Below are 21,173 nucleotides of genomic sequence, written 5' to 3'. Positions count from 1 at the left end.
AAACCCGACAAAATTAGGACTAGAGAAAAACGGGATGCCGGACGCTTGCTCCCTGGGCGAAATGGGCCACTAGGGCCACGTCCACTCGTTTTAGCGCAAAATTCATTCCAAAAATAAGGCAGGAGCCTATGTCCCTTTTATCATATGGCCTGCGACTTTTGGTTTTATCGTTCAGAAACGATTCGAGAAGACGGGTAATTTATTGCAGAAAGGCAGATCTCTGGCATGAGAAATGCGCTCCCGGAGCTAAAAAACAAAAAGCACTTACGAAATTTCGTAAGTGCTTTTAAATGAGCCCCCAGTCGGGATCGAACCAACGACCTACTGATTACAAGTCAGTTGCTCTACCAGCTGAGCTATGGAGGCAATCCGTTTGGCTTTTTGTAAACCTGGTGCAAAGGTAGTGTTTTTGCCCTTTCTGTCAAATAAAGCCGGGTTTATTTTTCCGAAAAGCCGTATATATTTCTTACTGAGCCTCCCGAATGACCTTGAGCTGGTGTTTAAGATCCTCCAGTTGCTTCTGGGCAGCCTGAATTTTCTTGTCAATATCCGCCCGCAGTTTGTCCGCGCCTTTCGACCGACTGAAGAACTCGATGTTGTTGTTATACACTGCGATATCGTTTTCCAGCGTCGTCATCCGCCGGCGAATATCGCCTTCTTTTTTGTACAGATCGCGCGACGAACCCGTTTCCCGAATCAGCTCGGCTTCGTTTTCCAGCGTCAGCCGTTCTTTGTCACGGGATGAGATTTTACCGCTGGCGCCAACAAATGAATTGACGGCATTGATGTAGCGCTTCTGAATCGACTGCATGTCTTTCTTCGGCACATACCCGATCTGCGACCATTCTTTTTTAAACTCGTTCAACTGGGTCAGGTCTGCGTTCTGGCTGGTTGCCGCGGCTTCAATGCGTTCGCAGAGGGCGATTTTGTTCGCCAGATTTTCCTCAAATTCTTTTTCAACTGCCTGGTTACGCGAACGTTTTTTATTGAAGAAACCGTCGCAGGCCGCTTTAAAACGCTCAAAGATCGAATCTTTGAACTTCTCCGGAACCTGACCGATGGTTTTCCACTGCCGTTGCAGCTCAATGACTTTCTGGGTTGCTTCCGCCGACTCTTCACCCGACTCCAGAATGGCTTCCACATCCTCGCACAGGCGGGTTTTGGCTTTCAGGTTTTGCTCCCGTTTGCTTTCCAGTTGCTTGAAGAACTCGCCTTTATGGTGGAAAAACTGCTTCAGGGCGGCCCAGAACTTCTTGCTCAGGTCTTTGCCTTCCTCCCGCGGCATGGGTCCGCGAATGGCGTTCCAGCGATCCTGGATCGTCATGACCTCGCGGGTCTTTTCGTTCCAGTCGTTGATGCTGTTCGAGGTGAATGACGTAAACGGAACCAGCTCTTCGTACAGTTTCGATTTTTCTTCGTACAACTGAGCTCCTTCCCGCCGGATTTCCTCGTTCTGGCCGCGCCGACGGTCGTACAACGTATCAAGCGACTTTTTGAACCGTTGCCACAAAACCTCCTGCTCCGCTTTGGGAGCCGGGCCAATGTGTTTATATTCCTCGAAGAGGGCGTTGGCTTCGTCGATAACGGCTTTCGTTACCGGGTTGCCTTCATTCGCCTGAACCAGGGCTTCGACCTTCTCACAGAGTTCGGTTTTCAGCGTCTGATTTCTTTTCCGATCGAGTTCTTTTAATTCAAAGTAAATATTGCGGTTGCTGTAATACCGATCAACCAGCGCATGGTACGTAGCCCAGAGCGTGGCGTTATGGGGCGAGGAAACGTTTCCGGCCGCCTTCCATTCGTCCTGAATCTGCTTGAAGCCGCTCCAGCTGGTCTTCGGATCACCGGCGTTGTTTTCGTCGGCTTCCACCAGCTCGCGCAGCCGGCGCAACAGGTCGGTTTTAATATTAAAATTGTTGTCTTTGGCTTTCTCCAGTTGCTGGAAGTACTGATTTTTCTGGTCCTTAATCTGCTTATACAGACTCTCGAACCGACCCACTACGTCATCCTGCCGGTAGTCAAAACCTTCGTCTGAACCTGTTTCCTGAACGTAGCGTTGCAGGGCGGTCGTTCGGTCGGCGGCTTTCGACTGGTCGAATAACGGACGGATTTCCTTCAGCACCTCGTCGGCCCGGCGATAATCTCCGGGGGAAACCGTCTCGCTTTTGAGCGAAGCCAGCTGTTTTTCGAGCACACCAACCATTTCGGCTTTGGTATACTGACTATAATCCACCGACGGGGCTGTTTCATCCAGCTCAGCCTCGGCTGCATCCGATGGATCCTGATGCATTTCCAGGTCAACCGATGGTTCAGGTGCGGGTTCGGCACCCGGTTCCGACGGAGCCGTCTCCATCCGGGCCGAGGGTTCCTGCGTGGTTTCTTCCTCCGACGACGATTGATCGGACGTCGCTTCGGCCTCCGCCGACGGTTCCGTATCAACGGTTTTGGTGGGTTCCTCCCCGGTTGCCGTTCCACCCGGTTCCGGTTCGGCATTTACCGTACCGGCCGGTTCATCCGTCTGCTCCGGTTCAGCAGCCGCTTCAACGGCTTCAGCCGGTTGGACGGTGGGTTCTTCTTCAGCCTGACCTGTCGTTTCTTCGGTTGAGTCAACCGCATCAGTCGGCTCAGTATCCGGTTTTACTTCCGGAGAAGGTGTCGGATTCTGGTCCTTACGTTCAGTTATTTCTTGCTCTTCGCTAGCCATACGATTTTTGGGAATCGTTACTTTTGCAAAAATACGAAAAAAAGCGGATTATTATCCCCTTGCTAATTTCCCCAACAGTTCGAAACCATCCACTTATGCTGTCACCACTGGCCGAACTACGAAAAGAGTACACCCTTAACGGTTTAGACCCATCGGATGTTTTAATTAGTCCATTCGCTCAATTTCAGCGCTGGTTTTCGGAAGCACTGAGTGCGGGCGTGCTGGAACCCAACGCCATGCACCTGGCAACGGTGGGGTCGGATGGCCGCCCTTCCGGACGGATTGTGCTGGTAAAAGGCGTTGATGAAGACGGTTTTACTTTTTTCACCAACTACCAAAGCCGAAAAGGGGGCGAACTGGCGGCTCACCCCGTTGCCTCATTAACCTTTTTTTATCCGGAACTGGAACGGCAGATTCGCGTTGAAGGCACCATCGAAAAAGTGAGCCCTGAAGAATCCGACGCTTATTTCCAAAGCCGTCCGCGGGGCAGCCAGATTGGCGCCTGGGTGTCGCACCAAAGCTCGGTAGTTGAAAGCCGGGCGGACCTCGAACAACGGCAGCGCGAACTCGAACAGCAGTTTGCGAACCAACCCGTTCCGCGCCCACCGCACTGGGGTGGCTACCGGCTCATGCCCGACCGCGTCGAGTTCTGGCAGGGGCGCCCCAGCCGACTCCACGACCGGGTGCTGTACCGCCAGGAAAACGATGCCTGGGTCATCGAACGGCTTTCGCCTTAGCGAAGGATAAATCAGGAGTGATGCAGCCGCTCGGTCAGCTCGCGCCGGAAGGTGATGCCCACCGGCAGTTCGGTTTCGCCGATGTAGAGCGTGTTGCCGCTCAGCCGTTCGATTTTGTTGAGCGCGATGATGTAGGATTTGTGGATGCGGATAAACTGATCGGCGGGCAGGCGACTTTCCAGCTCGGAGGTGGTCAGCGGGGTCAGCAGCATCCGGCCCGGCAGAAACAGCTTGACGTAATTGCCCCAACTCTGGGCGTACAGCAGTTCGTCGAACCGCACGCGCACCCACTCGGCATCCACCTTCACCACGATCGAATCGGATGGGGGTTTGGGGCCTGCCGTCGGAGCGGAAGCCAAGCCCCCGGCCGGTGCCGCCAGGTTCAGCACCTTATCAACGGCTTTCAGAAACCGGGGAAACTGAATGGGTTTGACCAGGTAATCCGTCACGCCGTAGTCGTAACTCTGGAGCGCAAACTCCGTGTAAGCCGTTGTCAGAATGGTTTTCGGAATATGACTCAGCGCGCCGAGCAGTTCCAGACCGCTCAGTTCGGGCATGTTGATGTCCAGAAACAGGAGGTCGACGGGCTCGCGGTGCAGAAAGTTGATGGCATCCAGCGCATTGTAACACTGCCCGGCCAGCACCAGCCGGTCGACGCGGCCAATGTAGTTTTCCAGTACGTAGTGGGCGGCTAGTTCGTCGTCTACAATCAGGCAGCGGATGGGTTCAGCCATACAAGGGAATGGTTTGCTTACACGGCAGCCAGTTCGGCCGTCAGGGAATAGCTGATGGAATGGCGCTGCAAAGGGAGTATCAAATCAACGGTATACTGCTCAGCGGAGGGCTCAATCGTTAATTGATGGGTGCCGGCATAGAGCATTTCCAGCCGCTGACGCGTGTTTTCCAGCCCAACGCCCGTCGAAACGGACGCTTTGGCCCGGGCCGGAACGGTATTGACCACGTGCAGGTGCAAATTGGCTGCTTCGATGCGGACGTCCACCCTCACCTCGCAGGCTTTAATTCCGGCCGTACCGTGCTTGAACGCGTTTTCAACGAAGGGCATCAACACCATCGGCGCCACGACGTACCCCGTGGTTTCCTGGTCAGTCGGTCCGCTGAAATCTACCCGGCAACGGCTGCCGACCCGCTCGGTTTCCAGGGCGATGTAACTCGTCAGGAATTCCAGTTCGTCGGTGAGCGGCACCCAGGTCCGGCGCGTACTGTTGAGCTGGTAGCGCAGCAACTGAGACAACTGCATGATCATATCGGGCGTGCGGGCGGGTTCGTGCAGGCTGACCCCGTACAGGTTATTGAGCGTATTGAACAGAAAATGCGGATTCAGTTGCGACCGCAAAACGCTCAGCTCCATTTCCTGCATACACATTTTATATTCTTCCTGCTGCCGGCGTTGCTGGTAAAACCGGTTGACCAGCAAAGGCACATTGAACAAGAGCAAGCTCACCGTGGCACTGCCCACCGTATACAGGTAGATAAGACCGGGTGTGAAATTCGGCGTCAGCGCTTCCGTACAAAGCCAGTCGTTGACGTACATCAGCACCACCGAAAAAAGCAACAGGGTGCCAACCGACAGCAAACCGTACCGCCGGGCCTGCTGGCTGTCGAGCACTTTGGGTAAGAGAAAAAACCGTTGAAACTGGGCGTGACCATACAGCAGGCAGAAGTACAGAAGCTCCCGGCCCAGAATCGAACGGGAGTTAATCAGTTCCCAGGAAGTCAGTGAGTTGAGCGTAAAAAAGCCCAGAAACAACAGAGCCTCCTGAAACCAGCGCTGACGAAGGTACGTCTGAATTCGTTGTAGCATAATGGATCAGTCGATAAACAAAATAACGGGGGCAATTCCGAACCGACAACAATAGATGACCAATTGCATTCGTCCTGCTTTAGCCATTGTACATCATCTATACTTGGCGGGGCCGCCCATTCCCTGCACTTTTGCGCGGCTAAAGGCAACCAATTACCCTTTGGCAAGGTCATGCAAACGATGTTATCCGGTTATTTTTCACACCATTTTAACGTATTTTCTCACCTCTTCCAAGCAGTTTCCCTAAAACCAGGCCATCGTCAACGGTTTTGGGTGAATAGTTCTTTACTCCTCTCAACGGTTTTATGGTTAACGGGTTGTGGCTCGTCTGCGGACCAAACAACCACCACGGCGGAGGTGCCGACGCTGCCCGTGGTGCAGGTAAAAACGGCGACCCTGACCACCTATCAGGAATTTCCGGCCACGCTCGAAGGCAAAGTAAATCTCGAAATTCGCCCGCAGGTGGAAGGTTACCTGGAGCAGATTTACGTGGACGAAGGAGCGGCCGTGCGCAAAGGCCAACCCTTGTTTCGCATCGACGAGCGCAGTTACCGGGAGCAACTCAGCAACGCCGAAGCCAACCTGATGATGGCCATCGCCAACCAGGACAAAGCCGCCCTGGAAGTGGCCCGGTTGGCCCCGCTGGTCGAAAACCAGGTTGTTTCGGAGGTGCAGCTCAAGACGGCCCAATCGGTTCAGGCAGCCGCCAAAGCCGCCGTCGGGCAGGCGCGGGCGATGGTCAGCACGGCCAAAACCAACCTGAGCCGCACGGTTATCAAAGCGCCGGTCAACGGTTACATTGGCCGGCTGCCCTACAAACCGGGTAGCCTGGTGGGCCGGGCCGAGCCCCAGCCGCTGACGACGCTCTCGGACGTTGGCGCTGTGTTTGCCTACTTTTCGATGAGCGAGGTGGATTTTCTGCAATTCACCCAGCAGTCGGCGGGCCGCAGCCTGACCGATAAAATCCGGCAACTTCCGCCGGTGGAACTCCTGCTGGCCGATAATCAGCCGTACCGCCAGAAAGGCCGGATTGAACTGGTTTCCGGGCAGTTCGACAAGGCCATGGGCTCCATCAGTTTCCGGGCGGTTTTCCCAAACCAGCTCGGTCTGCTGAGGTCGGGCATTACGGGCCGCATCCGGATTCCGCAGGTGCACGAGTCGGCGGTGGCCATTCCGCAGGAAGCGACGTTTGAGCGGCAGGATAAAATCTTCGTGTTTGCCCTGGCCGACAGCAATAAAGTGCAGAGCCGACCGATTCAACTGCTGGGCAAAAGCGGCAATTTCTACCTGATCCGCGAGGGCGTCCGGCCCGGTGAGCGCATCGTGCGCGACGGTCTGGACCGGCTCCAGGATGGCGACTCCATTGTTCCGAAACAAGAAACAACAACCAATGAACTGACGAAAGCCCTGTAATAAACCCTTCGAACCCGAAGTTTTTGTACCCGGCTTTCCTCCCCCATTTTTTTCGCCATGTTAAAGATATTTATTGAACGACCGGTGCTGGCAACGGTCATCTCGATTCTTTTGGTCATTCTGGGCGTCATCTCCCTGCTGACCATGCCCGTCACGCAGTTTCCCGACATTGCCCCGCCGAGTGTGCAGGTTACGGCCTCCTACCCCGGCGCCAACGCCGAAGTGGTGGCCCGCTCAGTGGCAACGCCCCTGGAAGAATCCATCAACGGGGTGGAAAACATGACGTACATGACCTCGTCGGCGGGTAACGACGGTTCGGTGGCCGTCAACGTATTTTTCAAACTGGGCACCAACCCCGACCTGGCCGCCGTGAACGTGCAGAACCGCGTTGCCAAGGCCACGAGCCTGTTGCCCACCGAAGTGGTGCAGGCCGGTATTGCCACCCAGAAGCAGCAGAACAGCATGATCATGATCTTTGATCTGACCAGCGATGCCGCCATTTACGACGAAACGTTTCTGCAAAACTACGCCAAGATTAACCTCATCCCGGAATTGCAGCGGGTCAACGGCGTGGGCCAGGTGATGGTGTTCGGCGTGAAAGATTACGCCATGCGCATCTGGCTCAAACCCGACCGGCTGGTGGCCTACGGCTTGTCGGCGCAGGAAGTCTTGAATGCGATTCGGGAGCAAAACCTGGAAGCCGCCCCCGGTCGGATTGGCGAAAGCAGCCAGGAAGCCTTCGAATACGTCATCAAGTACAAAGGGAAATTCAGCAAACCGGAGGAGTTTGACGAGATCGTTCTGAAAGCCAACGCCGACGGTTCCACCATTCTCCTGAAAGATGTCGCGCGGCTGGAATTTGGTTCGTTTACCTACAGCGGAGATTCCAAGATTAACGGTAAACCGGGCATCGGCATCGCCATTTACCAGGCCGCGGGCTCCAACGCCAACGACATTCAGATTGCCATGCTGGGCATCATGGAAAAAGCCGCCAAAGCGTTTCCGAAAGGGGTTCATTATTCCATCGAATACAGCACCAAAACCTACCTCGACGAATCCATCGACCAGGTGACGCACACGCTGATTGAAGCGTTTATTCTGGTGTTTATCGTCGTGTACCTGTTTTTGCAGGATTTCCGCTCGACCCTGATTCCGGCCATTGCCGTGCCGGTTGCCATCGTCGGTACGTTCTTCTTTATGCAGCTGTTCGGTTTCACGATCAACCTGCTGACGCTGTTTGCGCTGGTGCTGGCCATCGGGATTGTAGTCGATGACGCCATTCTGGTCGTGGAAGCCGTGCACACCCGCATGGAACAGGATGGACGGCTTTCGGCCCGGACAGCCACCCTGCGCTCGATGCAGGAAATTTCGGGGGCCATCGTGTCCATCACCCTCATCATGGCCGCCGTGTTTGTGCCCGTCGGTTTTATGGACGGCCCGGCCGGGGTTTTCTACCAGCAGTTTGCCTTCACAATGGCCATCGCCATTCTGATTTCGGCGGTCAATGCCCTGACGCTGAGCCCGGCCCTGTGCGCCCTGCTGCTAACCAACAAACACGCAGACCACGAATCGGTCTCCGGTAAAAAGGGCTTTCTGAACCGTTTTTTCACGGCCTTCAACGCGGGTTTCACGGCCGCAACGCGCCGGTATGTGGGCGCGATCCGAATGCTGATCCGGCACAAATGGGTCGGTATCAGCGGACTGGCGCTCGTTATTGCCGTCACGGTCTGGCTGATCCGTACCACCCCAACCGGCTTCATCCCGTCCGAAGACCAGGGCTTTATTGCCTATTCGCTCAAACTTCCGGCGGGCGCATCCCTGCAGCGGACCCAGAAAGTAACGGCCAAAGTGGACGCGGCCCTGCACCGGATTCCGGCGATCAAAAGCCATTTTGCCATCAACGGCTTCAACATCATTTCCAACTCGGCCAGTCCGTCCTACGCAGCCGGATTCATTAACATGAAACCCTACGCCGAACGGGGCACCATTCAGGACCTGACCCAGATTGTCGATACCGTTAACCGCCAGCTGGGACGGTTTGACGAGGGCCGGATTGATGTCTTTACGCTGCCCACGGTCCCGGGTTTCGGCAACGTCGACGGTTTCGAGATGGTGTTGCAGGACCGGACCGGCGGCCCGCTGGACAAGCTCAGCGCCACGGCCACCAGGTTTGTCGAAGAACTGGGTAAGCGGCCCGAAATCGGGGCGGCTTTCACGACCTTTGATACCAGCACCCCCCAGTTTTCGCTGGAAATTGACACCAAAAAAGCCAAGCAACTTGGCCTGTCGACCAGCGATATTCTGCAAACCATGCAGGTGTATTACGGCAGCACGTTTGCTTCCGACTTCAACCGGTTCGGTAAATTTTACCGCGTGATTGCCCAGGCCGACAGCCCGTACCGCGCCGATCCGGCGTCGCTCAACGGCATTTACGTCAAAAACACGACCGGTCAGATGGTGCCTATTACCACCGTGGCGTCGCTCAAACGCGTCTACGGTCCCGAAGCCGTCACGCGCAACAACCTGTTCAACGCCGTGATCATCAACGGCCAGGCCGGGCGGGGCTACAGTTCCGGCGACGCCATCAAAGCCGTGGAAGCCGTGGCGCAGAAACACCTGCCCACCGGCTTCACCTACGAATGGACGGGCATGACCCGGGAGGAAATTTCGGCGGGTAGCCAGTCCGGGCTTATTTTCGGGCTTAGTCTGGTGTTTATTTACTTCCTGCTGGCTGCCCAATACGAAAGTTACTTCCTGCCGCTGGCCGTTGTCCTGTCGGTTCCGACGGGCGTGCTGGGCGTGTTCTGGGGCATCAAGCTGGTGGGCATCGACAACAACATCTACGTGCAGGTCGGTTTGATCATGCTCATCGGTTTGCTGGCGAAAAACGCCATTCTGATTGTCGAATACGCGGTTCAACGCCGTCGGGCCGGGATGTCGCTGGTGGCTTCGGCGCTGGAAGCTTCCCAGTTGCGGTTGCGCCCCATTCTGATGACCTCGTTTGCCTTCATTGTGGGTCTTATCCCGCTGATGGGCGCTACGGGTTCGTCGGCCAAAGGCAACCACTCGATCAGCATCGGCACCGCCGGGGGAATGCTGACGGGCGTGGCGCTGGGCATCTTCCTGGTGCCGGTCCTGTACGTCATCTTTCAGCGCTTACACGAGAAAATCAGTGGCCGCAAACCGGTTCCGCAGGCCGAGACGGCGGGCGAAGAACTGTATACCAATCACTAATTGAATCCTGACGTCATGCAAGTTATACGAATTCCGAGTGGGCAAACCTGGCTGGGCGTTGTCTTCCTCGTCCTCTCCCTTTCCGCCTGCAAGGTGGGGCGCAATTACCAGCGCCCCGCACTGGCAGTGCCGGATCAGTTTCGCTCAGCGCCTGCAACGGATACCAACTCCGTTGCCCGGATTCCCTGGCGCACTTTTTTCCAAACGCCCGAACTCCAGCAACTCATCAGCACGGCGTTAACCAACAATTTCGACCTGCAAATTGCCGTCAAGCGGATTGAAGAAAACAGCGCCTACCTCCGCCAGACCCGCTACGCCCTGCTGCCGTCGGTCAACGCCCAGGTTACGGCGTCGACGATTACCCCGTCTAAAAACAGCCTGAACGGGTTGAGCCTGGAGAACTTTATCGGCAGTCGGCACCTGGAAGATTACTCGGCCAACCTGGGACTCTCCTGGGAACTGGATGTCTGGGGCAGGATCCGGCGGCAGAACGAAGCGACGCAGGCGGCTTACCTCCAAACGTTTGAAGCGGCCAAAGCCGTCCGCACCGCCCTGGTTGCCAACGTTGCCAACGGCTATTTCAACCTGCTGTTTCTGGACGCCCAGCTGGCCATTGCCCAGCGCAATCTGGCGCTGAGTGATTCCATTGTCCGCCTGATTGGGTTACAAAAACAAAGTGGCGACGTCACCGAACTGGCCGTTGATCAGGCCCGGGGGCAACAGCAGACGGCGGCCCTGCTCCGCGCGCGGCTGGAACAGGCCATCGTCATTGAAGAAAACGGATTGCGGCAATTGCTGGGAGATATGCCGGGCGCTATTTCGCGCTCGAGCCGCCTGGCAGCGATTCCGGTAGCCGACACGCTGGCGGTGGGCGTCCCGGTGCAGTTGCTGGCCAACCGGCCGGATGTGCGCGTCAGCGAACTGAACCTGGTGGCGGCCAACGCCCGGCTTGGGGTCGCCGAAGCCAGCCTGTATCCGGCTTTGGTGATTTCGGCCAGTGGTGGTTTCAATGCTTATCAGGCCAGCAACTGGTTTATGTTTCCGGCTTCGTTGTTTTACAGCGTCGCGGGCGGATTGACGCAACCGGTTTTTCAGCGTCGTCAACTCAAGACGCAGGTCGAAGTGGCCCGGATTCAGCACGATCAGGCCGTTATCCAGTTCCGGCAGGCCATCACCAACGGTGTTCGGGAAGTGGCCGACGCGCTTGTGCAGGTTGAGAAGCTGAAGGAACAGGAACAGGTGGCGGCTGCGCGGGTAGCGACCTTGCAGAAGGCGATTGCCAACGCCCGGTTGCTGTTTGCCAGTGGCCTGGCGAATTACCTGGAAGTCATCACCGCCCAGAGCAACGTTCTTCAGGCGGAACTGACGCTGGCCGAGGTACGCCAGCAACGGCTGAGCGCGATGGTCGGCGTGTACCGGGCGCTGGGGGGCGGCTGGCAGTAAGATCGCTGGATAAACGGAGTTACGTTGGCAAAGTGATGAATAAGCCGTTACTTAAACGCACGTTTACCACCAAGAAACCGTTCATCCATGCCTCACAACACCGTTATTCAAAGCCCCATCATACGATGGCCGGTTTACGTGATCACCGGCTTTGTCGGATTATTCGTAGCGGTGGTTATGGGAATGTGGATTTCCGGCCATCTGATAAACGGAGAGGCTATCGACCAAACTGCCTGGATTATTTTGGGAGCCTGCGTTCTGCGACTCCTGACGGTTTTTATTGCCCTGGCCAGCATCCAGCCGTGGGGTGAAAAAATTCCGCGATGGATGATCCTGGGCGGTTTGAGCGGATCGGCCAGTGCCCAGCTTATTTATCCGGCCGCCGAACTTGTGGTAAAATTGCTGATTCTGTCAGGATTGGTAGGCCATTCCAATCAAGGATTAGGAAATATGTCGGCGACGGGCTGGTTCAATCTGGCCGCGGTTTGGGTGATCTTCGGTTTTCCCGGCTTACTGTTTGTTAAAGCCACCCTAAATTTCCAGGAACGGAAGGCTGTTCCAGTTACATGGGTGTGGATTGGCGGGCTCTTGGGAGTCGGTGTCCTTTTTCTGATTGGCGTTTTAATTGGCTAGCAGCAGACACTAACTTACTTCAACCCGGCTAGATCAGGTCGAAAATGTTTTTCACCCCAATTGTGCGGTCAACCGTGAAGCCCTCGCCGTACTTGACGCCGATGACGTGCCCAAATTCCTCGGCGCGGGCCCGCAGGAATTCCATAAACTCCTTGCTGGCAATATAGCTCATGGGCTCGTTGCTGTTCGGATCGTAAAACTGGCTCTTGTACGCCAGCAATGACTCCTGCTTTTTCTCGTAAAAGTCGGAGATGTCGACGATAAAGTCCGGCTTGATGTAGCGGTCCTGAATGAGGTGATAAACCACCTTCGGACGCCAGGCTTCCTGGGCTTCGCCGGTGGCGTCAGCGCCCAGGTTATCTACGGTTTTGATCTGCCGCAAACCCGAATAAAAACAGGCATCCCCGATCAGACTCGACGCCCGGCCGTGGTCGGGGTGGCGGTCGGTGATGGCGTTGGCAATAACGATCTCAGGCTGGTATTTCCGGATGGCAGCCATCAGCGCCAGTTGGTGTTCTTCGTCATTGCGAAAAAAACCGTCCCGAAAATTCATGTTTTCGCGGGCCGATAAGCCCAGAATCTTGGCTGCGGCTGCGGCTTCCTGCAACCGGATCTCGGGCGTGCCCCGCGTGCCGAGTTCTCCGCGGGTCAGGTCAACGATCCCGACTTTTTTACCTTGAGCAACCAGGGAAAGAATGGTGCCCGCGCTGCCCAGTTCGGCGTCGTCGGGGTGAACCGCTATAACGAGTAAATCGAGTTTCATTCGTTTGAAAAATCAGCAATAAGTCGGGGTAAAGTCGCGCACTCCGGCTTCCGGTACGCGTTAATGAACCCGCAATTTCTGCCCCGGCCGAATCCGGGAACGGGTAGACATGTGGTTTTTTCGGGCCAGCGTCGACGCCGACAGACCGTACCGCCGGGCAATGCTGGTGAGCGTTTCGCCAGAACGAACGCGGTGTAATACCGTGCGCTTATAGCGGGGCTTAAACCCGGCCATGCTGACGTTTTTTCCCCGCAGGTAATCCCAGACGGAAGCCGTCAGAATAAAGTGATCGGAAATCAGCGAGTTGGTCGGAAAATTATAGAGGTGAGTCGGGCTAAAAGGGTTGCCTTCGTACCGGGTTTCGAAGTGCAGGTGCGAACCGAAGCTGCGTCCGGTGTTTCCTCCGAGCCCAATCTGATCGCCGGCTTTAACCAACTGGCCGGACTCAACGAGCGTTTTTGACAAGTGGCCGTAGATGGTTTCCAGGCCGTTGTAATGCCGCACCAGCAGATACCGCCCAAACCCGTTGCCGTCCCAGCCGACAATCCGCACAATGCCGTCGAAAGCCGCGTAAACCGGGTCGCCGGTCTCCAGATCAAGGTCCATTCCTTTGTGCCAGCGTCCCCAGCGCGGACCGAAGATGGAAGTGACTCGGCCGTCGACGGTCGGGGCCGACCAAAACCGGTTCTGCGTCGGATCGTATAACTTAAGGTCAATAACCTCGTCAAACTGGAGGGGGTCAATGCCGTAGGGGTCGACGTTGTGGGGGTCCCAGATGGCGTAATAATCGGCAATTTTCACCCAATCGTCGCCCACCTGGACCGAATCGATGTATTCCACCACCGCCGGTTCGCCTTCGTCAATCGTGGACGTATCTTCGGCCACGACGGGGTTTACTTCTTTTTTGGGTTCAAACTGATTGTTAAAGCGCAGATTGGATGTCTCCTGTTCAAACTCCTCTTCCGGTTCTTGGGTCGGCTGTTGCGCGGAGGAATTCGGGTTTTGGGTTTCCGATTTCTTGGGCTTGATACTCAGGTTCTTCTTGAATTTTCCTCGTTCCTGAGCCTCCACGGTCGTTACGCTTGCCAGACAGCAAACGCTGGCGAACAGCCACCAGACTGCCAGTTTTCTCATCCTTGGGGGTAAAGTTTGCCAAAAAGAATGAGGAGTTAAGAGTTAAGAGTGATGAGTTGGCTGACGCCCGGTAACTCATCACTCTTAACTCTTAATCCTTAACTCCCTTTTGTGGTGGTTATTAAATTTCGTTTACGCTTCCGCGTGCATTTCAACTTCTTTCATGGCCAGATACCGTTCGGCATCCAGGGCGGCCATACAACCCGTGCCGGCGGCCGTAATCGCCTGGCGGTAAATATTGTCCTGGGCATCTCCGCAGGCAAAAACGCCCGGCACGCTGGTGCGGGTGCTGCCTTTTTCGGTGATGATGTAACCCGTTTCGTCTAATTCAAGGTAGTTTTTGAAAATAGCGGTATTCGGTTGGTGACCAATTGCAACAAAGAAGCCCGTAATATCCAGTACCCGTTCTTCACCCGTTACCGTGTTTTTAACCAGCGCCCCGGTCACGCCATCTTCTCCGAGCACTTCCTGCGTTTCGGTGTTCCACAGAATCTCGATGTTGGGCAGTGATTTCACCCGATTCTGCATAAACTTCGATGCGCGCATTTCGCCCCGGCGAACGATCATGTAAACTTTCCGGCACAGATTCGCCAAATAACTGGCTTCCTCAGCCGCCGTATCCCCGGCTCCAACGATAACCACATCCTTACCCCGGAAGAAAAAGCCGTCGCACACAGCGCAGGCTGAAACCCCCAGACCGTTCAGGCGCATTTCCGACGGCAGACCCAGCCACTTAGCCGAGGCACCGGTCGAAATAATGACGACGTTGGCACTGACTTCCTGCTGATCATCGACCACGGCTTTGTGGATCGGGCCGGAAAAATCAACGGCCGTTACTACCCCGTAGCGGATGTCGGTTCCAAACCGGCGGGCCTGCTGCTCGAGGTCCATCATGAGTTGGGGACCGTTGACCCCCTCGGGATAACCCGGGAAGTTATCCACTTCGTTGGTGATGGTTAATTGGCCGCCCGGTTGCATTCCCTGGTATAAAACGGGTTTCATGCCCGCGCGGGAGGCATAAATAGCGGCAGTATATCCGGCCGGGCCGGAACCAATAATAAGGCAATTGACGTGTTCGGTGGTCATTGGCTGACGAAGAATTGAGTGTTTTATCGGGTCGGCTATCACTGAAAAACCGGGCCAGACACTGAAAAAACAAGCGCAAAGGTGCAAAAAATTCCCGGCGAAACCAAGTTAACGGTTATTGGTCACTGAACAATGAAAAATGAACATTTATCCGTACAAAAGTCACTTGATGGATTCCTTTTAACTCCGCTTCCTTCTCTCCTTTTAGAGAATTCGCCACTCGATCCGCCGGTTCAGTTTCCGGTTTTCATCGGTCGTATTGGGCGCTACCGGACGGGTTTCGCCGTAACCGGCTGATTTGATACGGGTTGGCGCAATGCCCGCCTTGGTCAGGTACGCCACAACCGACTGCGCCCGTTTCTTCGATAGTTCCAGGTTGTTGGCCGTCCCCCCCTGGTTGTCGGTATGGCCGGAAACCTCAATGTTCACGGTTTGATTCACGTCCAGAAATTTCACCAGCCGGTCCAGTTCCGTCCGCGATTTCTCGGCCAGATCGTACCGGCCCGTTTCAAAGAAGATGTTGTTCAGGGTTTCTTTGGCCGGAGCGCTACCATCCGCCGGTTTGATCGGTTCCAGGGGCACGCTCAGCGTCAGGCCCTCACCTTCGCGCTTCTGGGTAAAATCAAACGACAGGCTTTTAAACAGGTAACCCGGTCCCACAACGTATAGCGCGTACTCCCCGCCCGTGGGCAAAACGGCCGTGTACTGGCCCGTCTGCGGATCTGACTGCACGCGGGTTACCAGCTGATTGGTCGCCAGATCAATGAGTTCGATGGTCGCGTTAAGCGGCTTTTTGGTGCGGGCGTCGGCCACCAGCCCTTTCAGGTAGCTCACCGGCCGGACCTTCTGCCGCAACGGCTCCGGCAAATCAAACATATAGAGTTTAGAGCGCTGTTTGCCATCTCCGGAAGACTGCTCCTGCGAGTAATAGGCGTGCGCCCCGTTGGCCGACACAAACAGGGCGGCCTGATCGTCGGCGGTGTTGATCGGATACCCCAGGTTTTGCGGATTCGACCAGCCGGACGCCGTGCTGTCGGCTACAAACAGGTCGTACCCGCCCAGGCCCATGTGCCCCTCCGACGCAAAAAACAGGCTCAGGCCGTTGGCGTGAATAAACGGCGAGGCTTCGTCGAACGGTGTGTTGATGCTTTTGAGGTTGTAAGGAGCTCGCCACTCGCCATCGTCGCCGAGTTCGCTGCACCAGATGTCGCGCCGACCAACGCCCCCCTTGCGGTCGGAGACGAAGTACAACCGCCGGCCATCCGCCGACAGGGCGGGCTGCGACTCCCAGCCCCGGGTGTTTACCGACGGCCCCAGGTTCTGGGGTTCCGACCAGGTCGTACCGGTTTTGCGGCTGATGTACAGATCACAGCTTCCGTAACCCGTTCGTCCCTGGCAGGCCGTAAACACCAGCGTCCGGCCATCGGCCGAAAGCGAGGGCGTCCCTTCGTTATTGGGCGTATTGATGTGGGGTGAAATGGATTCGGGCGGCCCCCAGGTTTCGCCTTTCTGGGTTGCAACCATCAGATCTTCGTCGCCTTCCGGTTTCAATACCGTGTACACCAGCGTTTGCTCATCGGCCGTCAGTACCGGAAAATACTGCGAGGGAAACGCCTGCACCGTGGCCGACAGCGGCTGGGGCTTCACCGCCAGCGGGTTGATCACGGCTTGGGCGCCAAAGCGGGCGGTTTGCAGCAGACGGTCCACTTTTTTCCACTGCAACGAATTGGGCGGAAACAGCTTCTGGAATTGCTGAATATGCGGGATGGCGGCCTGGTAGTTCCCCTTCTTGAGCTGATAAGCGCTGACGAACTGGTAGGCCAGCCCCGTGCCGGGTTTGTCGGGCTGCTGCCGGATGGCCCGCAGATATACCTGAAAAGCCTGCTCGGGCTGGCGCATGAACTCGTAGACCTGCCCCAGTTTCAGATACGCTTCCGTGTAGCCAGTATCGCGTTCGACGGCCTGATGGAACAACTCCAGGGCCTCGGGCATTTGCCGCTGGGCAACGGCATCAACGGCTTTTTTATAAAGCTCAGCGGCTTTTTTGCTCTGGGCAAAAGAGGGATGGGAAAACGGCGGTGAGCACAAGATAGCGGAAAGAATAAACAGACACGTGCCCAGTTTACCCGTTCCTTTTCTCTTCGAACCCCGGCCCGGCCCCTTCCCTACGGAATATCCATGTATTTGTGTGTTTGCAACGAAACTTGCCATTGCGGATGCTGTTTTACATACTCAACGATAAGAGGCAGCATTTCATTTGAACGACTCCACTCGGGTTGTAAAAACAGTTTGCAATTCGGTTGCAGCAGCGGTACAAAGGATTCCGCAAAGGCAAAATCGCTTCTGTTGTAAATAATCACTTTCAACTCGTTGGCCTGTTCAAATATGCCCGGATGCGGCTGCTTGAATTTTTTGGGGGAAAAACAAATCCAGTCCCACACGCCACTCACGGGATAAACGCCCGACGTCTCGATATTGGTTTGAAAACCGGCTTTTTTTAAAGCCAGCGTCAACCCGGTCAGGTTGTGCATCAGGGGCTCGCCCCCCGTAATAACTGCCATGCGGCCCGGATGTTGCAGGGCTCCCTCGACAATATCAACGATGGGGTATTTCGGATGGGCGTTCACATCCCAGGACTCTTTCACGTCGCACCAGTGACAACCCACATCGCAGCCGCCGAGTCGGATAAAGTACGCAGCTTTCCCGGTATGCGCCCCTTCGCCTTGCAGCGTATAGAACGATTCCATGACCGGAAGCCGTTGTACGGTGTCAGTTTGTTGTTCCAGAACTTGATTCATGGCGCAAAGTTACGGAATTTGCGGGCGATGCTTTACCTATTCTTCCGGCTTTCCGCAGCCTTTATGAAATACCGTCGGTTGGCCGTCCGCTGGACCGTCCTGCTGCTGGCGATCGTTGGCCTGTCGTCAACTCCGCCCCAGCCCTCGGCTCCCGGCCCCAAACCCAACATCGTTTTCATCATCGCCGACGATTTGGGGTGGGGTGATCTGTCCTGTTACGGTGCGACGGACCTGAAAACGCCCCACATCGACAGCCTGATGCGGGCGGGTCTGCGGTTTACGAGTTTTTACGCCAACAGCCCCGTTTGCTCACCCAGCCGGGCGTCGCTGCTGTCGGGGCGCTGGCCCGAGCGGATGGGGGTTCCGGGGGTGATACGCGACGATTCCACCGATAGCTGGGGCTACCTGGCAACGGGCCCGCTGCTGCCCGATTACCTGCAGAAAGCGGGGTACCACACGGCCTTGGTCGGCAAATGGCATCTGGGGCTGGAATCGCCCAACACGCCCAACGAACACGGCTTTCAGGAGTTCGACGGTTTTCTGGGCGACATGATGGATGATTATTACACCAAGCTTCGGAATAAGCATAACTTTATGCGCCACAACCGGCAGGTGATCAACCCGCCCGGCCACGCGACGGACGTGTTTACGGATGGAGCAATTCGGTACGTCAATTCCCGCCGGGGCCGTTCCAAACCGTTTTTTCTGTATCTGCCCTACACCGCCCCCCACAACCCATTGCAGCCCCCTGCCGAGTGGCTCGAACGCGTCCAGAAACGTGAACCCGGCATCGATCCCACCCGGGCCAAACTCGTGGCCCTGATCGAGCACATGGACGCCAACATTGGCCGGCTGCTGGCAACACTGAAAGCCAATGGCCAGCTCCAGAACACGCTGATCGTCTTTACGAGCGACAACGGCGGCTGGGGACCGGGCAGGGCCAACAACGGCCCCGTCCGGGCGTTCAAGGGAACGATGTACGAGGGCGGCATCCGCATTCCGGCGGGGGTGGCCTGGGCGGGTCATATCCAGCCGGGCCGGACGTCGGACGAGCGGTTGCAACTGATTGACTGGCTGCCGACCTTTCTGGAACTGACCGGTCGGAAAGCCACCGCCCCGCTCGACGGAAGATCAATGCTACCGCTGTTAACCAGCAAGCAACCAGACGGTTTGACGCTGGAAACGATTCGCCAGCGACCGCTCTTTTTCATCCGGCGCGAAGGCACCGATGCCTTCAAAGGACTCACTACGCAGGCCGTGCGGCAGGGCGACTGGAAACTGCTGCAACCCAATCCCTTCTCCCCCTACGAACTCTACAACCTGAAAGACGATCCGAAGGAAACGACCGACCTGGCCAGCCGGGAAAAAGCAAAGGCTGCCGAGCTCACCCGCCTGCTGATGGACCACATTCGCCGGAGCGGCTCGGTGCCCTGGCAAAAAAGTCACTGATTCCGGTGCAACTTTCCGGCGGCAGGATGCATCTTGATAAGACAAATGCTAAAATGCTAATTTGACACCTAGTCATGCAAACCAAACGATTGTATTTATCCCTGTTGATTGCTTCACTGGTAACGGGTTTTTCGGAAGCCCAGTCGATCACCAAACAATTCAACATCAAGTCTTTTGACCGCATCGACGTCGCCAACGCCATTGATGTGGAAGTGCGCCGGGGCAGCTTCGATATCGTGGCCGATCTGTCGCCCGGCGAAACCGAGTACCTGTCGGTGAAAAGTGAAAACGGTGTGCTGGTGGCCCGTTTCAACCGCCCCGCCGGTTCCTGGCTTCCGGGCAAAAACCGCCGGTCGCCCCGGCTCCTGATTACCATGCCGGCCCTGCGGGGCATCACCCTTTCCGGCGCGTCGGACGGTGACGTTAACGACTCGTTTGACAGCAACGAGCTGGATATTACCCTTTCCGGGGCGGCAGACCTGTCGATGAAAGACATCACGGCCAACCGCATCCGGGTCAAAGCATCCGGCGCATCGGATACGAAACTGCGGGGGCGCGTGCAACACCTGGACGTGGAAATCTCGGGTGCTTCCGACCTTTCTGCCTACGACCTGACGGCTGAAGAAGCCATCATCCGGGCTTCCGGGGCCAGTGACGCATCGGTAACGGTTACCAAACGGCTGGACAAAAACACCCGCGGGGGAGCCGACGTTTCGTACCGGGGCAATCCGCAGACGGTTATTTCCAACGAGAAAAAATCGGACGATTAGGCCGAACCGCGCATCCAGTGGACGGATTCGGGCGACAGTTCCAAACCGACCAGCTGCCCCACCTTGATTTTTTCGGTGGATGAAGCCAAAAAGATGAGGTTGACAAACCGGTTGATTTCCACTTCAACTTCCATGAAAGCGCCTTTGAAGAAAACGTTCCGGACCGTTCCGCCGAACCGCCCGCGGTCGGTCAGGCGGATTTGCTCAGGGCGCACGCAGGCCAGCGCATTGGGCGGGTAGGCGTGAATGATGCCCATCAGGGGTAGGTATTTGGCCCGGATCAGGTTGACAGGACCGGTCATCTGGGCGGTGTAGGCGTTGTAGGGCCGGCGGTAAATTTCCATCGGCACTCCCATCTGCACCAGTTGGCCGTCCTGCAGAATACCGATGCGGCTGGAGATGGAGAGGGCGTCCGTTGAATCGTGGGTAACGAACAGGCAGGCGGTTTTTTCGTTGCGCACCAGATCCAGCAACATTCCGCGGATCAGTTCCCGGTTGGGCAGGTCGAGGTGGCTAAACGGTTCGTCGAGCAGCAGGACGGCGGGTTTTTCGGCGATGGCGCGGGCAATGGCCGTCCGCTGTTTCTCGCCCCCGGACGCCTGACGCGGCAGACGGTGCTGAATCGCTTCCAGCCGACAGAGCTGCACCAGTTGCTCAACGCGGTACTCCTGATACCGTTTTTCGTAGAACCGCAGGGCGTAGGCAATATTTTCGCGGAGGGAAACATTGGGCATCAGCTGGTATTCCTGGTGGACCAGTTTGATGTGCGGATGCCCCGGCACCAGCTGCTCCGCCGGACCCTTCACGCGCTCGTTGTTGAGCTTCACCGTGCCACTGGTCACATCGAGCAGCCCCGCCAGCAAATTCAGCAGGGTACTTTTGCCCGAACCGCTGGCCCCGATCAGGCCCACGACTTCACCCGGTTTGATACCCAACGAAACATCCCGGACGGCCGTGACGTCGCCAAAGGTTTTTACAAGATGAAGTGATTCAAGCAATTGATGATGACCTTTACTGTGCGTGCAATGAATTGATCAGCAAGCCGTTAACGCTTAAAGAAGCCTATACCGCCTTTTCCGAAGACGTAAAATTACAGCAACCGGTCCAGAAGATTCACACTTTTAGAAAGAATAATTGCGCAGCCAGATTAAAATCACAGACATGAAAAAAGGCCCATTCATTCGTTTGCC

16 protein-coding genes and 1 tRNA gene are annotated in these 21,173 nt (G+C 56.2%); 7 read left to right on the top strand and 10 right to left on the bottom strand.

Going from position 1 to position 21,173, the window contains the following annotated elements; genetic code table 11:
- Nucleotides 1-293: 293 nt before the first annotated feature.
- Nucleotides 294-366 (bottom strand) — tRNA-Thr (locus OQ371_RS20665).
- A gap of 100 nt (nucleotides 367-466) precedes the next feature.
- Nucleotides 467-2,701: a DUF349 domain-containing protein gene (locus OQ371_RS20660; RefSeq protein ID WP_265990232.1), complete on the bottom strand. Its 2,235-nt coding sequence runs from the start codon at nucleotides 2,699-2,701 to the stop codon at nucleotides 467-469.
- A gap of 95 nt (nucleotides 2,702-2,796) precedes the next feature.
- Here OQ371_RS20660 and pdxH point away from each other — a divergent pair, with 95 nt between their 5' ends.
- The gene (pdxH, locus tag OQ371_RS20655; protein WP_265990231.1) at nucleotides 2,797-3,438 is read left to right on the top strand and encodes a pyridoxamine 5'-phosphate oxidase; all 642 of its coding nucleotides are present in this window, start codon (nucleotides 2,797-2,799) and stop codon (nucleotides 3,436-3,438) included.
- Nucleotides 3,439-3,449: 11 nt separating this feature from the next.
- Here the strand turns inward: pdxH and OQ371_RS20650 are convergent, their stop codons facing one another.
- Together OQ371_RS20650 and OQ371_RS20645 are read right to left on the bottom strand one after the other, a co-directional pair.
- On the bottom strand, nucleotides 3,450-4,172 hold the full coding sequence (locus OQ371_RS20650) for a LytR/AlgR family response regulator transcription factor (protein WP_265990230.1): 723 nt from the start codon (nucleotides 4,170-4,172) through the stop codon (nucleotides 3,450-3,452).
- A gap of 17 nt (nucleotides 4,173-4,189) precedes the next feature.
- Nucleotides 4,190-5,260, bottom strand: coding sequence for a sensor histidine kinase (locus OQ371_RS20645; protein ID WP_265990229.1), 1,071 nt, complete (start codon nucleotides 5,258-5,260; stop codon nucleotides 4,190-4,192).
- Nucleotides 5,261-5,533: 273 nt separating this feature from the next.
- Here OQ371_RS20645 and OQ371_RS20640 point away from each other — a divergent pair, with 273 nt between their 5' ends.
- From OQ371_RS20640 to OQ371_RS20625, 4 genes are all read left to right on the top strand, one after another.
- Nucleotides 5,534-6,673 carry an efflux RND transporter periplasmic adaptor subunit gene (locus OQ371_RS20640; protein WP_265990228.1) on the top strand — a complete coding sequence of 380 codons (1,140 nt, stop codon included), beginning with the start codon at nucleotides 5,534-5,536 and terminating at the stop codon, nucleotides 6,671-6,673.
- Between the two features lie 57 nt (nucleotides 6,674-6,730).
- Nucleotides 6,731-9,907, top strand: a complete 3,177-nt coding sequence (locus tag OQ371_RS20635) for an efflux RND transporter permease subunit (RefSeq protein WP_265990227.1) — start codon at nucleotides 6,731-6,733, stop codon at nucleotides 9,905-9,907.
- A 15-nt stretch (nucleotides 9,908-9,922) separates the two neighbouring features.
- Nucleotides 9,923-11,350, top strand: coding sequence for an efflux transporter outer membrane subunit (locus OQ371_RS20630; protein WP_265990226.1), 1,428 nt, complete (start codon nucleotides 9,923-9,925; stop codon nucleotides 11,348-11,350).
- 87 nt (nucleotides 11,351-11,437) lie between these two features.
- On the top strand, nucleotides 11,438-11,983 hold the full coding sequence (locus OQ371_RS20625; protein ID WP_265990225.1) for a hypothetical protein: 546 nt from the start codon (nucleotides 11,438-11,440) through the stop codon (nucleotides 11,981-11,983).
- 28 nt (nucleotides 11,984-12,011) lie between these two features.
- Here the strand turns inward: OQ371_RS20625 and bshB1 are convergent, their stop codons facing one another.
- From bshB1 to OQ371_RS20600, 5 genes are all read right to left on the bottom strand, one after another.
- A complete protein-coding gene (gene bshB1 / locus OQ371_RS20620; protein ID WP_265990224.1) occupies nucleotides 12,012-12,746 on the bottom strand; it encodes a bacillithiol biosynthesis deacetylase BshB1 in 735 nt (244 codons plus the stop codon).
- Between the two features lie 60 nt (nucleotides 12,747-12,806).
- A complete protein-coding gene (locus OQ371_RS20615) occupies nucleotides 12,807-13,880 on the bottom strand; it encodes a M23 family metallopeptidase (protein ID WP_265990223.1) in 1,074 nt (357 codons plus the stop codon).
- A gap of 132 nt (nucleotides 13,881-14,012) precedes the next feature.
- Nucleotides 14,013-14,966: a thioredoxin-disulfide reductase gene (trxB, locus tag OQ371_RS20610; RefSeq protein ID WP_265990222.1), complete on the bottom strand. Its 954-nt coding sequence runs from the start codon at nucleotides 14,964-14,966 to the stop codon at nucleotides 14,013-14,015.
- A 204-nt stretch (nucleotides 14,967-15,170) separates the two neighbouring features.
- Complete coding sequence (locus tag OQ371_RS20605; RefSeq protein WP_265990221.1) at nucleotides 15,171-17,177, bottom strand: OmpA family protein; 2,007 nt, start codon at nucleotides 17,175-17,177, stop codon at nucleotides 15,171-15,173.
- Nucleotides 17,132-17,764, bottom strand: coding sequence for a 7-carboxy-7-deazaguanine synthase QueE (locus tag OQ371_RS20600; protein WP_265990220.1), 633 nt, complete (start codon nucleotides 17,762-17,764; stop codon nucleotides 17,132-17,134). The genes OQ371_RS20605 and OQ371_RS20600 overlap by 46 nt, the downstream gene beginning before the upstream one ends.
- Before the next feature lie 27 nt (nucleotides 17,765-17,791).
- Here OQ371_RS20600 and OQ371_RS20595 point away from each other — a divergent pair, with 27 nt between their 5' ends.
- Together OQ371_RS20595 and OQ371_RS20590 are read left to right on the top strand one after the other, a co-directional pair.
- Nucleotides 17,792-19,213, top strand: a complete 1,422-nt coding sequence (locus tag OQ371_RS20595; RefSeq protein WP_265990219.1) for a sulfatase-like hydrolase/transferase — start codon at nucleotides 17,792-17,794, stop codon at nucleotides 19,211-19,213.
- Between the two features lie 74 nt (nucleotides 19,214-19,287).
- Complete coding sequence (locus OQ371_RS20590; protein WP_265990218.1) at nucleotides 19,288-19,983, top strand: head GIN domain-containing protein; 696 nt, start codon at nucleotides 19,288-19,290, stop codon at nucleotides 19,981-19,983.
- Here OQ371_RS20590 and OQ371_RS20585 read toward each other — a convergent pair.
- Nucleotides 19,980-20,981, bottom strand: coding sequence for an ABC transporter ATP-binding protein (locus OQ371_RS20585; protein WP_265990217.1), 1,002 nt, complete (start codon nucleotides 20,979-20,981; stop codon nucleotides 19,980-19,982). The genes OQ371_RS20590 and OQ371_RS20585 overlap by 4 nt on opposite strands.
- Nucleotides 20,982-21,173: the final 192 nt, after the last annotated feature.

The sequence above is a fragment of the Larkinella insperata genome, from assembly GCF_026248825.1.
Classification (GTDB): domain Bacteria; phylum Bacteroidota; class Bacteroidia; order Cytophagales; family Spirosomataceae; genus Larkinella; species Larkinella insperata.
Note: the sequence above shows the minus strand (reverse complement) of the source record. Positions and strands in the feature narration are given on the sequence as shown.

Bases quoted from the DNA above. Each gene is read 5' to 3' on its own strand.
- OQ371_RS20605 (WP_265990221.1), bottom strand. From the start codon at position 17,177: ATGGCAAGTTTCGTTGCAAACACACAAATACATGGATATTCCGTAGGG.
- OQ371_RS20600 (WP_265990220.1), bottom strand. From the start codon at position 17,764: ATGAATCAAGTTCTGGAACAACAAACTGACACCGTACAACGGCTTCCG.
- OQ371_RS20595 (WP_265990219.1), top strand. From the start codon at position 17,792: ATGCTTTACCTATTCTTCCGGCTTTCCGCAGCCTTTATGAAATACCGT.
- OQ371_RS20630 (WP_265990226.1), top strand. From the start codon at position 9,923: ATGCAAGTTATACGAATTCCGAGTGGGCAAACCTGGCTGGGCGTTGTC.
- OQ371_RS20650 (WP_265990230.1), bottom strand. From the start codon at position 4,172: ATGGCTGAACCCATCCGCTGCCTGATTGTAGACGACGAACTAGCCGCC.
- pdxH (WP_265990231.1), top strand. From the start codon at position 2,797: ATGCTGTCACCACTGGCCGAACTACGAAAAGAGTACACCCTTAACGGT.
- trxB (WP_265990222.1), bottom strand. From the start codon at position 14,966: ATGACCACCGAACACGTCAATTGCCTTATTATTGGTTCCGGCCCGGCC.
- OQ371_RS20660 (WP_265990232.1), bottom strand. From the start codon at position 2,701: ATGGCTAGCGAAGAGCAAGAAATAACTGAACGTAAGGACCAGAATCCG.
- OQ371_RS20645 (WP_265990229.1), bottom strand. From the start codon at position 5,260: ATGCTACAACGAATTCAGACGTACCTTCGTCAGCGCTGGTTTCAGGAG.
- OQ371_RS20635 (WP_265990227.1), top strand. From the start codon at position 6,731: ATGTTAAAGATATTTATTGAACGACCGGTGCTGGCAACGGTCATCTCG.
- OQ371_RS20615 (WP_265990223.1), bottom strand. From the start codon at position 13,880: ATGAGAAAACTGGCAGTCTGGTGGCTGTTCGCCAGCGTTTGCTGTCTG.
- bshB1 (WP_265990224.1), bottom strand. From the start codon at position 12,746: ATGAAACTCGATTTACTCGTTATAGCGGTTCACCCCGACGACGCCGAA.
- OQ371_RS20625 (WP_265990225.1), top strand. From the start codon at position 11,438: ATGCCTCACAACACCGTTATTCAAAGCCCCATCATACGATGGCCGGTT.
- OQ371_RS20590 (WP_265990218.1), top strand. From the start codon at position 19,288: ATGCAAACCAAACGATTGTATTTATCCCTGTTGATTGCTTCACTGGTA.